This is a genomic window from Salinivibrio sp. IB643 (assembly GCF_001996105.1).
Taxonomy (GTDB): Bacteria; Pseudomonadota; Gammaproteobacteria; order Enterobacterales; family Vibrionaceae; genus Salinivibrio; species Salinivibrio costicola.
In genome coordinates, this window is the sequence record NZ_MUFF01000004.1 from 47,988 (window position 1) to 60,995 (window position 13,008).

Below are 13,008 nucleotides of genomic sequence, written 5' to 3' on the forward strand. Positions count from 1 at the left end.
ACTCGCTGTGAGGCTGGGGACAGCTGGTGGAAATTTGACTAAACCAGTTGCATTCACAGCAATAAAGAGTAAAATTCCCGAGCTTTATTTTGGCACGAGGCCCCGCATTGCTTACGCGAAACGGGGCCAATTTTATTAAGTAATGCAAATGAGGACGATATGGTAACCATTCGTTTGGCACGTCATGGCGCGAAAAAACGCCCATTTTATCAAATCGTTGTAGCTGACAGCCGCCAGGCGCGCGACGGTCGCTTCATCGAAAAAATTGGTTTCTTCAACCCTGTTGCTCAAGGCCAGGAAGAGAAACTACGCCTTGACCTGGATCGCGTAAACCACTGGGTTAGCGAAGGCGCAACGGTTTCTGACCGTGTTGCTAAGCTAGTCAAAGACGCAGCGCAAGCGGCGTAATTGATCAGTGTCAGGGTTAAAAGAAGAAATGAGTGAGCAAGAGACGATTGTCGTTGGCAAGCTAGGCTCGTCGTACGGCATACGAGGCTGGCTCAAGATTTTTTCTTACACTGAAGACGCTGAAAGCATTTTTGCCTACTCACCCTGGTTTATCCAGGTGCGCGGGCAGTGGCAACGTTTCGAGGTCGAAGACTGGAAACGCCACAATAAAGGGTATGTCGCCAAACTTACGGGGCTGGATCAGCGCGAAGACGCGCAGATGCTGACCAATGCTGAGATTGCAGTCAGTGCACAAGCGCTTCCTGCTTTATCAGATCAAGAGTTTTATTGGCGTGAGCTGTTTGGTATGGACGTGGTGAATGCAAAAGGCTATCACCTCGGCACTGTGACTGACATGCTTGAAACAGGCTCGAACGACGTGCTTGTCGTTAAAGCCAACCTGAAAGATGCTTTTGGTAAAAAGGAACGCTTAATTCCGTTCCTTGAAGAGCAGGTCATCAAGTCGATTGATCGCACTGCTCAACGGATCGAAGTTGACTGGGATCCTGGTTTTTAAACTCCAACAGTAAGCGAGCGGAAATATGTGGGTTGGCATTATCAGCCTGTTTCCAGAAATGTTCCGAGCGGTCACTGATTTTGGAGTCACGGGCCAAGCGGTAAAAAAAGGGCTGTTAAACGTCGAAACGTGGAATCCGCGTGATTTCACCCACGATAAACACCGTACGGTCGATGACCGACCTTACGGCGGTGGCCCGGGCATGTTAATGATGGTAGAGCCTTTGCGCGATGCGATTCATGCCGCTAAACAAGCCGCAGGCGATAAAGCGAAAGTGGTTTACCTCTCTCCGCAAGGGCGCAAGCTCGATCAAGCGGGGGTCGAGTCGCTGGCGAGCAATGATAAACTTATTTTGATTTGTGGCCGGTACGAAGGGGTAGACGAGCGCATTATTCAAACTCACGTTGACGAAGAATGGTCAGTGGGAGATTTTGTGCTTAGTGGGGGCGAGCTGCCCGCGATGACGTTAGTCGATGCTGTTGCTCGGTTTGTACCGGGTGTGCTAGGCGATATGGCGTCAGCAGAGGAGGATTCCTTTGCCAATGGGTTGTTAGACTGTCCACACTACACGCGTCCTGAAGTGTTAGATGGGTTGGTGGTACCAGAGGTGCTAAAATCCGGTAATCATAAGGACATTCGTCGCTGGCGATTAAAACAATCGCTAGGTCGCACTTGGTTACGACGACCAGAGCTCCTGGAAAACCTAGCTCTGACTGACGAACAGGAATCACTACTTGCCGAGTTCATCAAAGAATATCGTGCAAGTGCCGAATCAAATTGAGTTTCAGTTTATTCTAGGGTTATAAATAATGAGTAACATCATCAAGCAGCTCGAAGACGAGCAAATGAAAAAAGACCTGCCTGAGTTTCAAGCAGGTGACACTGTCCTGGTACAACTTAAAGTAAAAGAAGGTAACCGTGAGCGTCTGCAGCCATATGAAGGTGTGGTTATCGCTAAGCGCAATCGTGGTCTACACTCTGCATTTACCGTACGTAAAATGTCTAGCGGTGAAGGTGTAGAGCGTACTTTCCAAGCCCATTCGCCAGTTATCGACAGCATTACTGTTAAACGTCGCGGTGCAGTACGTCGTGCCAAACTATACTACCTGCGTGAGCGTTCTGGTAAGTCAGCTCGAATCAAAGAGCGTCTTAACAAGAAGTAATCGCCCCTATGGCGTTTATTGCTCAAAAGCCCGTCCTACAGGACGGGCTTTTTTAATGGCCAATCGGCTCATTCACACCACACCCTTCACCGCCCTCACCACTTAATCCTGTTTACAACCGTTTATCTGCACCGGCGACCACTCGCCGTTAAAGCGCGTGTATTCGACAACGCAATCGGCAAAATGGCATCTGTCCCCTACTAAAAGATTGGCAGCAGCGCTGCTAACGACACGGAGAGCAATTATGTCCTGGTTTTTACTTTGCGTAGTGACCTTGATTGTCGGCTACTTTACCTACGGCACTTTCATTACCAAAATTTTTGGGCCAAAACCGCAAAAAGCGACCCCGGCCATGAGCATGAACGATGGTGTGGACTTTGTGCCACTGTCAGATAAGAAAGTATATCTGATTCAACTGCTTAATATTGCTGGCCTCGGTCCGATTTTTGGCCCAATACTCGGTGCGTTATATGGCCCAGTTGCCATGCTATGGATTGTGTTTGGCTGCATTTTTGCCGGCGCCGTGCATGATTATTTCTCTGGCATGCTCAGTGTGCGTGCCAATGGCGCATCTGTCCCTTCTGTCGTGGGTGAGCATCTCGGTAACTTCGCTAAACATTTTATGAACTTCTTTGCGGTGTTACTCTTGATGCTGGTGGGCGTGGTGTTTGTGCTCGGTCCAGCCAAGTTGTTAGGTAGTCTGTCAGAAATGAGCGTGGCGCTGTGGGTGGGCATTATCTTTGCCTACTATGTATTGGCCACCGTGGTGCCGATAGACAAAATTATTGGTCGTTTTTATCCTATATTTGGTGCTTTGCTTGTCTTTATGTCGGTGGGCTTGATTATCGGCTTGGCCGTGAGCGATCACAGCTTCTACAGCCAAGGGCTCGATTTTGCCACCAACTTCCATCCGACCGATCTGCCACTATGGCCATTACTGTTTATCACCATCGCTTGTGGTGCGGTATCAGGCTTCCACGCTACCCAATCGCCATTAATGGCGCGTTGTATGCAGAATGAAAAGTCAGGCCGGTTTATCTTTTATGGCGCCATGATTGGTGAAGGTGTGATTGCGCTTATCTGGTGTAGTCTGGGCTTAAGCTTCTATGAATCGAGTGACGCGCTTAATCAAACGCTCGCTAACGGTGGCCCGGCTGCGGTGGTGCATGAGGTTTCCACCTCGCTACTTGGCACGGTCGGCGGCATTATGGCGGTATTAGGGGTGATTGTGTTGCCGATCACTTCTGGCGACACTGCTTTCCGTTCTGCGCGTCTGATTATCGCCGACTTTCTGAATATTCAGCAAAAACCGATGGTGAAGCGCCTAATGATTGCGATCCCCATGTTTGTGGTCGGCTTTTTGATCACCAAAGCGGAGTTTGGCGTGATTTGGCGTTACTTCGGCTGGGCGAATCAAACCACCGCCATGATCATGTTATGGGCAGCGGCTGCCTATTTGATTAAACGCGATAAACTGCACTGGGTATGTACCATTCCTGCGATGTTCATGACCGCAGTGACAGTTACCTATTTGGCCAATGCCGAAATCGGTTTTAGCTTACCGATGAACATCTCTACCATGATAGGCGTGGGCGCGACTATTGCCGCCACGATTGCTTTTCTGATTGGCTATAAACCCAATGCTCAGTTGATTGCTGAGGAGAAATAATAGCCGATAAGACGTCGTGGCTAGGAAGCCTATGCTGAATCCATTTGCTCTCAGCTATATGATTGGTATTCAAGCAATATTCAGTTAAATACGCTAAGATCTAAGCCTCAGTATTTACTGAGGCTTTTTTATGAGGGTAGGACAGGGTATGAAACAGACGTTTTTTTTATTATTCGCCGTTTTACTTTTGGCCGGGTGCGCTGCTTCTACCACCCAAGGCTTGGTTGACGATCAAAATTGGTATGGGTTGGGGGAACAAGATGGACAGCGCGGGTTGCCTCAGCGCTCATTGAAAGACTTGCAGACTCTAGTCAGTCAATCCAACGTCAGCGTGAACGCCAACTATCTAGATTACGAACAGGGATATATCCATGGTATTGATGATTACTGCGATCCTGCTCATGCCTATCAGCTTGGCCTAGACGGAAATCCGTATATGGGCGTATGTGAAAGTCGGCCAGGATCTCAGCGTTTTAGAATGGAATGGCAGCGTGGTCATCACGATTCTCAAAGCCAATCCAATAGCCTATTTTATTGAGCACTGGCGTATAAGTCTGGGTTAGTTAAGCCCCAATTGATTTTTTAACGCTTTTAAGTAACGTCGGCTTACCGGCACAACATGCGCTGAGGAGGTAATCACCTCGGCTAGGCCATTGTCGAGTAAGCGGATTTCGCGGATAGCGGCGGGGTGAATCAAGTATTGGCGATGACAGCGTATTAAGGGGGTTTTGTCCTCCAAGACCTTGAGTGATAGGTGCGTGGTAGACTCGCCTTTTGCGGTGAGCAGTGCGACGCCACTTAAGGCGGTCCGCGCAACTTCGACCTCTTGATGTGGGATCAATGTAATCCGACTGTGTCCCGCACAGGGAAGCAAATCCAACGTTGGTGTCATTGCTCGGTAGTCGTTTTTCTGGCGTAGCTCACGAGTGAGTTTTTCCAAGGATTTTTTTAATCGCACGGTTTCGACGGGCTTTAATAGGTAGTCGAACGCATTTTCTTCAAATGCTTGTACCGCATATTCATCATAGGCGGTGACAAATACCACCTTGGGCATGGTATCGGGATCGAGCATGGCTAACAGCTCTAATCCCGTCACTCGCGGCATTTGAATATCTAAAAACACCACGTCTGGACGGGTTTGATTGATGGCTTTCAGTGCGTCAATGGCATTGTTGCATTGCCCTATAATGTCAACACCGCCTACCGCTAGCAACTCGTCTTCCAACGCCTCGCGGGCGTGCAGCTCATCATCAACAATCAATGCCTTAATCATGCCTCTCTCTCCTTATTGGGCGTTTGATACGTGAAGGGCAAAGTGACGGTTGCCCGTGTCCATATATCAGACTGACAGGTCATTTTTAGCGCATATTGGCCGCCAAACAACCCTCGTACACGCTTATCAACAATACGCATGCCGAGTCCTGAGTGCTGTGCTGCGGGTTGGTAAAGCCCGGCATTGTCTTCCACTTGTAAATACAGGCATTCGCCTTCTTGCCAGCCACGTATAATAATTTTGCCGTCTGCCATCAATTGGCTGATCCCATGTTTCACCGCATTCTCGACCAAAGGCTGTAAGGTAAAACTTGGGATCACCGCGTGCAAGATAGCGGGATCAATCTGCTTCTCCACACTCATGCGATCGGCAAAACGGGCATGTTCGAGCTCTAAATAGGCATCAAGGTGATTCAGCTCTTGCTCAAGCGAGACGGTCTCGCGGTTTTGCTTAAGGTTACTGCGAAAGAAAGTCGATAGATGTTGGATCAATTGGCGTGCCCGCTCTGGCTCGCGTTTGACCACGGCACTAATCGTATTTAAGGCATTGAACAAAAAGTGCGGATTGACTTGGGCGCGTAATAGGTTTAATTCGGCCTGGGTGAGCAAACTTTGTTGACGCTGATAACGGCCGGTTAAAATCTGGTTCGAGAGCAATCGGGCGATCCCTTCGCCCATGGTGACATTAATGGCCGAAAAGAGCTTACGTTTTGGCTCATAAAGCTTCACCGTCCCCAGTACATAGCCATCGCCTCCGCGTAGTGGGATCACCAGTACTGATCCCAACTTGCAATAAGGAGAAAGTGAGCAGCAATAGGGGATATCCGCACCATCAATATAGATCAGCTGATCATCGGCAATCGCGCGACGGGTGTAATCAGAGGCAATGGGCGTACCGGGGAGATGGTGATCATCGCCAATACCGGTAAACGCAAGGATCTTTTCTCTATCGGTAATCGCCACCGCCCCAACGCCGGTTTCTTGCTGAATAATGGCAGCGACTTGTTCACTGCTTTGTTGATTAAACCCACTGCTTAAAAGGCCGACCGATCGTTCAGCAATTTTGAGTGCTTTGCTGGAAAATGCCGCTGAATAGCGCTCGAACAGGGTTTTCCGATCGACAATAATGCTCATAAACATCGCCGCGCCAATAGAGTTAGCAATCACCATGGGGGCGGCAATCGCGCTAACCAGTTCATACGCGCGGCTAAAGGGTTCAGCGACCGCGAGGATAATCGCCATCTGCACTAACTCGGCAACGAAGGTTACCCCTAACACGACTGTGGGAGAGAATAAACGGCTGGTTTGATTGCGCGACACCAAATAGCGATGCATTACACCACCAATCAAGCCCTCTGCCGTGGTCGAAATGGCGCAAGCCAAGTCAGTAAAGCCGCCTAAACTGTAGCGATGTAAACCGCCGGTTAGCCCGACCAAAAAGCCCACAAATGGGCCGCCTAGTAATCCGCCCATGACCGCTCCGATCGCACGGGTGTTGGCAATTGCATCTTGAATCCCCAAGCCAAAATAGGTACCGAGAATGCAAAAGCCAGAGAAAAGAAAATAACAAACAACTTTATGCGACAGTCGCCCCGAAATACTCAGCAGTGGCATAAATGCCGGTGTTTTACTGAGCAAATAGGCGATAACCAGATAGACGCTCATTTGCTGAAGCAGTGAGAGAATCAGTGCCATAACGACCCACACAAAAAAACCAATGCGCTATAGTAACGGTTGCTGTTGTAAGACTCTATTGCAATCTATAGTGTAAACCATTAATTACAGAGTAAATAAATGGGTACAGTTTTTATTGCTTTTAAAATATGGGCTGGTATTGTTTGTGTAAAACATGATGAACATTAAAGGCAAGGCTATGCAGCAAGATTCGGTGACCAATATTCATATCCGTGATGAGCAGGTGCTCTTGACGCCAGAGCAGCTTCGCGCGCAGTTCCCTATTGAAAAAAGTACCCGGGCTGCTATCAGTGAGGCACGCGAGACAGTGGCGGATATTATTCATAAACGCGATCACCGCTTGTTGGTGGTGTGTGGTCCTTGCTCTATTCATGATGTTGAAGCGGCGAAAGACTACGCGCGTCGTCTGAAAGCCTTGTCGGATGAACTCAGCGATCACCTGTTTATTGTCATGCGGGTCTACTTTGAAAAACCGCGGACCACTACAGGCTGGAAAGGGTTAATCAACGATCCGCATCTTGATGGCAGCTTTGATGTGGAATCTGGCTTAAAGCAAGCGCGTGGTCTGCTCACGGATTTAGCACAAATGGGGATCCCGTTGGCCACTGAAGCGTTGGACCCAATCAGCCCGCAATACATTGGTGATCTGTTTAGCTGGGCGGCGATTGGCGCACGTACCACCGAATCACAAACCCACCGTGAAATGGCCAGTGGTTTGTCGATGCCAATCGGCTTTAAAAACGGTACTGATGGCAATCTGGCCACCGCCACTAATGCGATGAAAGCCGCCGCGTCTGGGCACCGGTTTATGGGGATCAACCAAGCGGGCCAAGTGGCACTGCTTACAACGCAAGGTAACCCTAATGGGCATGTAATCTTACGTGGTGGTAAGCAAACCAACTACGATTCAGTGTCCGTCGCCGAATGCGAACAGCAAATGGAAGCTGCGGGACTCAACCCGTCCCTGATGGTGGATTGTAGCCACGCGAATTCACGTAAAGATTACCGCCGCCAGCCATTGGTGGCAGAAGATGTGATCCATCAAATCAAACAAGGTAACCGCTCTGTCATTGGTCTGATGATCGAAAGCCATCTTAACGCGGGTAACCAATCGGCGGATTTGTCTAAAGATGAGATGGAGTACGGTGTGTCGATCACGGACGCTTGCATTGATTGGGCGTCTACCGAACAATTATTACGTCATGCTCACCAAGAGCTGGCAACCTCTCTTCAACAACGTACTCAACAGGACTAAACCATGGTGGCGGAACTCAGCCGACTGCGCGATCAAATAGACGATGTCGATAAACAAATGGTGAGCTTGCTCGCGCGCCGTTTAGAGCTGGTAGCAGAAGTGGGGGAGGTGAAAAGCCAGCATGGCTTGCCCATTTATGCACCGGACCGTGAGGCGGCGATGCTCGCTTCGCGTCGTCAAGAAGCACAGTCGCAAGGGGTGCCACCGGATTTAATTGAAGATGTGCTGCGTCGCACCATGCGTGAGTCTTACAGCAGTGAAAATGACTCTGGCTTTAAGTGTCTAAACCCAGATTTACGTCAGGTGGTGGTGATTGGGGGTAAAGGCCAGCTGGGTGGCTTATTTGCTCGCTTGTTCCGTTTGTCGGGTTATCAGGTTGCGGTGCTGGATAAAGAAGATTGGGAGGATGCCGATGCCCTGCTGGCCGATGCGGGGATGGTGGTGGTCTCAGTGCCGATTGACGTCACGGAAACGGTCATTAGTAAACTGACCCAGCTGCCAGACGATTGCTTATTGGTGGATCTCACCTCGGTGAAATCCGGTCCGCTACAAGCGATGTTAGCGGCGCATTCGGGGCCCGTGGTCGGGCTGCACCCGATGTTTGGTCCAGATGTGGCCAGCCTTGCTAAACAGGTAATGGTGTATTGCGATGGCCGACAGCCTGAGGCATACCAATGGTTGCTCGAGCAATTTCGTATTTGGGGCGCCGGGTTAAACCGGATCAGTGCCATTGAGCATGATGAGGGCATGACGCTGATTCAAGCGCTACGTCACTTTACGTCGTTTGTTTACGGGGTCCATCTGGCAGAAGAAAACCCCAATCTCGATCAGCTTACTGCGCTAAGCTCACCGATTTATCGCTTAGAGCTTGCCATGGTGGGGCGCTTGTTCGCTCAAGATGCGGGGCTGTATGCGGATATTATTATGTCCTCACCGCAAAACTTGGCGATGATCAAGCGTTTTTACCAGCGTTTTGGCGAAGCGATTGATTTGCTTGAACAGCACGACAAAGCCACTTTTGTCGATGCGTTCGCGCAAGTGGAAAACTGGTTTGGCGATTATGCCCCACGCTTTTTACAAGAAAGCCAAGGCTTGTTGCGACAAGCCAACGACGCCACCCACCGCACCGCAACCTAGCTTAATGTAAAATACGCCGCTCAGCGTTGAATTATCAGCAAAAAGCCCACATCGTGGGCTTTTGCCGTTAATGGCTACTCGAGATTAGTCGTGGCCGTCCGGCAGGGATACCTCGGTGGGTGAAATAGTCTCTGACGGATAGCAGCCGAGCACTTTTAGATAACGGGTCAGGGTAGTGAGTTCGTCCAGCGCACTTTGCATCAGGTTGCTAGCCATATTGGCCTCAACATCGACGTAAAACATCTCTTCCCACGGGTTACCGAGCACGGGGCGGGATTCGAGCTTGGTCATATTGATGCCACGCTCGCGCAATACCATCAAGCATTCGACCAAGGACCCGGCTTGCTGTGAGGTCGACATAATAAACGTGGTTTTGGCAGGTGTAAGTTTGGACACTTTCACCGGCTTACGGGCCACGACAATAAAGCGAGTGTGATTTTGCTGTTGGTTGGCAATCTCGCTCTTAATCGCGGTTAAACCGTAAAACTCACCACTGGCAGCATGGCCAATCGCGGCCACATTAGGCTGGTTTAAATCCGCTACTTGTTGCATGGCTTCAGCGGTGCTGGAGCAATAAATCTTCTTCACTTTACCCAAAGTATCAATGTATTCGCTGCATTGCTGGTGTGGTTGCGGGTGGGCATACAAGGTATCAATTTGGCTTGGGTCTTGGTCGCCGACAGTCAGCAGGCAGTGGTCGATAGGCAGCGTAAGCTCACCGACAATCGATAAACGTGTGTGCTGCAGCTGATCGTACACTTCGTTGATTGAGCCAGAGCTAGTGTTTTCTACCGGTAAGATACCGTAGTCGGCATGGCCAGTTTCTACCGTTTCTACCACCTTTTTAAAGCTGTCACAGGCCATCTCCACCAGTTCGGTTTGCTTGCGGCTAAAGTACTGGCGCGCGGCGAGGTAGGAGTATGAGCCTTGGTTGCCCAGGAAAGAAACTCGTGCCACCGGACGCTGATTGTCGGGATTAGCGAGGTTTTGTAAATAGCGTTGCTGAATCAGCACCGAGTCTTCGATAATGGTGTGAAACAGGCTCAGCACATAGTGAGCATCTAACTGGTGATCTTGCGCTTTGGTCACCAGCTTTTCTAATAAGGCTTGCTCACGGGCTTGATCGCGAATCGGTTTTTGCACCGCGACTTTGTTTTTGGCGACATCTAGGCTTAAGCGACGGCGCTCGGCCAATAGTGTCAGCAGCTCTTGATCAAGCTGGCTTATTCGCGTGCGTATCTCATCCAGTGGGCGTGGTGTGTCTGACATAAATTATCCTTGTTCTAATACAAAAAAACCTCCCGGTTGGGAGGTTAGTGCGCCAGGCTGATTGGGCTTAGCACGCTTCCTCCCGCGTTAGCGAGATAAAAAAGAAGCGAAAAAACGAGCGTGAATCAGCATTGGGCGTTGTGTTGTTATGTTTGCGTATGGATTAACCATATGGGGCGCAGGCAGGCGTGTCAAGGAGCAAAAAGCCCCGCGAAGACGGGGCTAACATGTTTAGCGATTTAGGTGTTGCGCTGAGGGTTAGATTTCCTCATCAGTTGGATTTTCTTCCATCGCAACCGTCGCAGCAGATTTATCATTGCGACGTGCTTCGCCTTTGTGTTGGACTTTATTAAGTTGTTTTTCCAGTTTTTGGCCCACATCATTAATTGCTTTGTACATGTCATCGCTTTCTGCTGAGGCAACCAGCGTTGAGCCCGGCAACCCAGCTTTGGCTTCGACTTTAAACTGGTGGTTTGGCTCTTTACTGATCACAGCGTGAGGATTGATGAGTGCCACCTGCCACTTGGCCAACTTGTCAAAGCGGCTTTCGATGCGCTCACGGATAGCGGGAGTGATTTCGATGTTTTTGCCTGCAATTTCCACTCTCATACTCTTTCCTCTTTGTTCCCCTGTATTAGGTTCATCTTCAGATTACCGCTTTACGCCATTGATAACGTGACTTGGCTCATGTTTAAAGGTGGGAGAAAAAACGAAAAGTTGAACTGTGAGCCTTCACGGATCCTGACATTTGTTAAGCATGAAATCCCTTGAACTTAAAGATAAAAATGCTACCTTGGGAAAGGTCACGAATGCTGATTTACCCGCCAGTCAGGGGCGCGTCGCGCCTATGTATTTCCCTACCTTTTACCTGTGGTTAAAAATGTGCCACAAATCTGCTTGGGTTTTTTGGTGCACTGCGGGGAAACGAGAGTGGCTCAAGCAAACTGGGCATAGAAAAGGCGACCAAGTGGGCCGCCTTTGACAAGAACTCAAAGAGCGCTTGATTAGTTATTGGCGTGTAGCTCGTGGTTGAGCTCAACCGCACTCTTGTTGGTCAAACACTCAACCGCACCTGTTTTTGAATTACGACGGAACAGTAGATCCGCTTTGCCCGCCAAATCACGCGCTTTGATGCTTTCTACGGCGTTGCCGTCGGCGTCGAGCATGGTCACTTTGGTGCCAGCGGTGACATACAGACCCGATTCGATGGTACAACGATCGCCCAATGGGAAACCAAGACCCGCGTTGGCACCTAATAGTGAATTCTCGCCAATCGATACGACAATTTGGCCGCCGCCACTGAGGGTACCCATAATCGACGCGCCACCACCAATATCGCTGCCTTGACCGACCATCACACCTGCAGAGATTCGACCTTCAATCATGCTCTTGCCTTCGGTGCCGGCATTAAAGTTGATAAAGCCTTCGTGCATCACTGTGGTGCCTTCACCCACATGGGCGCCCAAGCGAACGCGGGCGGTATCGGCAATACGCACACCGGCAGGTACCACGTAATCAGTCATTTTCGGGAATTTATCCACGCACTCAACGGTCAGCGTTTCGCCTTTCAAGCGCGCTTCCATCTGACGCTCAGGCAACTCTGGCAAGTCGATCGGGCCTTGGTTGGTCCAAGCAATGTTGTGTAGTAGGCCAAAGAGCCCTTCTAGCACCACACCATGTGGTTTCACGAAGCGGTGCGAGATCAGTTGTAGCTTCAAAAAGCCTTCTGCAACCGATGCAGGCTTGCTGTCATTTTCGAGGATCACCAGCACCAGCGGTTGGGTGGTTTGTTGAGCCTTGCTGGCAAAGTTAGCTGCCTCTTGCGCGCCAGCGGCGGCGAAGGCTTCACTGATTGCAGCGCAGGTTTCTGGTGCAATCGCTAGTACTTGATTACCGGCGCTATAATCGGTTAGCGCGCTTAGGGCACTCACCAGATCATCGCTCGGGTTGAGCAGGGGGGCCGGGAAATAGGCTTCAATGATTTTTCCGTCCTGGTTTTGAGTGGCGGTACCAAGTGCCAGAGCAAAGCTTGCCATTGGGGGAGATCTCCTTGTGTCGTTGGGCTTAAAACATCAAACACTTCATCTTAAAGACAAGCGGCGGTGGTTGGAAGCGCTTAACGGCGGGTGAAAGAAAAAATGCTTGCAGGTCAGCGCACCGATTCACATTGATGCATAGGCCTCAGAAGACAGGCATAAAAAAAGCAAGCCAAGTGGGCTTGCTCTTTCGCGGATGCCAACAGGATTAGCAATGGGAGTGCTAGGCAGCGTCAGCATCTTTGTTGTTGTCGCTATTTTCATCCGTTTTATTGTCACTCGCTTTCGCCGGTTTTTTCTTGACGGCTTTACGTTTGGCGCCCAGCGCCTCGAGGACCGAGTCTTTGTGTTGAGCAAGGTATAGCGACAAAGCTTCACGCTTTTCTTCGTCGTCTACTAGTTCGCTTTCTCCAATCAAGTCGAACATCGCATCTGCCATATCCAACATTTTATCGTAGGCATCGGCTTCTGCTTTGGAGGTAAATGTCATCTTTTCTTCTCCCTCGCGTTCGACCACGTACTTGACGATAACGGCCATAATTACCCTC

At 50.0% G+C, this 13,008-nt stretch carries 14 protein-coding genes; 8 read left to right on the forward strand and 6 right to left on the reverse strand.

Going from position 1 to position 13,008, the window contains the following annotated elements:
* Positions 1–159: 159 nt before the first annotated feature.
* The 6 genes from rpsP (at position 160) to BZG77_RS02670 (ending at position 4,334) form a co-directional block, all read left to right on the forward strand.
* On the forward strand, positions 160–408 hold the full coding sequence (rpsP, locus tag BZG77_RS02645) for a 30S ribosomal protein S16 (RefSeq protein ID WP_021022062.1): 249 nt from the start codon (positions 160–162) through the stop codon (positions 406–408).
* 28 nt (positions 409–436) lie between these two features.
* On the forward strand, positions 437–964 hold the full coding sequence (rimM, locus tag BZG77_RS02650; protein WP_021022061.1) for a ribosome maturation factor RimM: 528 nt from the start codon (positions 437–439) through the stop codon (positions 962–964).
* Positions 965–989: 25 nt separating this feature from the next.
* The gene (trmD, locus tag BZG77_RS02655) at positions 990–1,745 is read left to right on the forward strand and encodes a tRNA (guanosine(37)-N1)-methyltransferase TrmD (RefSeq protein ID WP_077646082.1); all 756 of its coding nucleotides are present in this window, start codon (positions 990–992) and stop codon (positions 1,743–1,745) included.
* 28 nt (positions 1,746–1,773) lie between these two features.
* Complete coding sequence (gene rplS, locus BZG77_RS02660; RefSeq protein WP_021022059.1) at positions 1,774–2,127, forward strand: 50S ribosomal protein L19; 354 nt, start codon at positions 1,774–1,776, stop codon at positions 2,125–2,127.
* A gap of 244 nt (positions 2,128–2,371) precedes the next feature.
* Positions 2,372–3,796, forward strand: a complete 1,425-nt coding sequence (locus BZG77_RS02665; RefSeq protein WP_077646083.1) for a carbon starvation CstA family protein — start codon at positions 2,372–2,374, stop codon at positions 3,794–3,796.
* A 148-nt stretch (positions 3,797–3,944) separates the two neighbouring features.
* The gene (locus tag BZG77_RS02670; protein ID WP_077646084.1) at positions 3,945–4,334 is read left to right on the forward strand and encodes a DUF2799 domain-containing protein; all 390 of its coding nucleotides are present in this window, start codon (positions 3,945–3,947) and stop codon (positions 4,332–4,334) included.
* 21 nt (positions 4,335–4,355) lie between these two features.
* Here the strand turns inward: BZG77_RS02670 and btsR are convergent, their stop codons facing one another.
* Complete coding sequence (btsR, locus tag BZG77_RS02675) at positions 4,356–5,069, reverse strand: two-component system response regulator BtsR (RefSeq protein WP_077646085.1); 714 nt, start codon at positions 5,067–5,069, stop codon at positions 4,356–4,358.
* Positions 5,066–6,763 carry a sensor histidine kinase gene (locus BZG77_RS02680; RefSeq protein ID WP_077646086.1) on the reverse strand — a complete coding sequence of 566 codons (1,698 nt, stop codon included), beginning with the start codon at positions 6,761–6,763 and terminating at the stop codon, positions 5,066–5,068. The genes btsR and BZG77_RS02680 overlap by 4 nt, the downstream gene beginning before the upstream one ends.
* Positions 6,764–6,941: 178 nt before the next feature.
* On the opposite strand from BZG77_RS02680, the gene BZG77_RS02685 reads away from it, so the two are divergent.
* Together BZG77_RS02685 and tyrA are read left to right on the forward strand one after the other, a co-directional pair.
* Positions 6,942–8,018 carry a 3-deoxy-7-phosphoheptulonate synthase gene (locus BZG77_RS02685; RefSeq protein ID WP_021022054.1) on the forward strand — a complete coding sequence of 359 codons (1,077 nt, stop codon included), beginning with the start codon at positions 6,942–6,944 and terminating at the stop codon, positions 8,016–8,018.
* A 3-nt stretch (positions 8,019–8,021) separates the two neighbouring features.
* Positions 8,022–9,155, forward strand: coding sequence for a bifunctional chorismate mutase/prephenate dehydrogenase (tyrA, locus tag BZG77_RS02690; RefSeq protein WP_077646087.1), 1,134 nt, complete (start codon positions 8,022–8,024; stop codon positions 9,153–9,155).
* An 84-nt stretch (positions 9,156–9,239) separates the two neighbouring features.
* On the opposite strand, the gene pheA is transcribed toward tyrA, so the two are convergent.
* The 4 genes from pheA to BZG77_RS02715 all read right to left on the reverse strand — a co-directional run bounded on the left by pheA (position 9,240) and on the right by BZG77_RS02715 (position 12,998).
* Positions 9,240–10,424: a prephenate dehydratase gene (gene pheA, locus BZG77_RS02695; RefSeq protein WP_077646088.1), complete on the reverse strand. Its 1,185-nt coding sequence runs from the start codon at positions 10,422–10,424 to the stop codon at positions 9,240–9,242.
* 258 nt (positions 10,425–10,682) lie between these two features.
* Complete coding sequence (gene hpf / locus BZG77_RS02700; protein ID WP_021022049.1) at positions 10,683–11,033, reverse strand: ribosome hibernation-promoting factor, HPF/YfiA family; 351 nt, start codon at positions 11,031–11,033, stop codon at positions 10,683–10,685.
* Between the two features lie 395 nt (positions 11,034–11,428).
* A complete protein-coding gene (gene dapD, locus BZG77_RS02710; RefSeq protein WP_077646090.1) occupies positions 11,429–12,460 on the reverse strand; it encodes a 2,3,4,5-tetrahydropyridine-2,6-dicarboxylate N-succinyltransferase in 1,032 nt (343 codons plus the stop codon).
* Between the two features lie 223 nt (positions 12,461–12,683).
* Positions 12,684–12,998, reverse strand: a complete 315-nt coding sequence (locus BZG77_RS02715) for a YebG family protein (protein WP_077576456.1) — start codon at positions 12,996–12,998, stop codon at positions 12,684–12,686.
* Between the last annotated feature and the right edge of the window lie 10 nt (positions 12,999–13,008).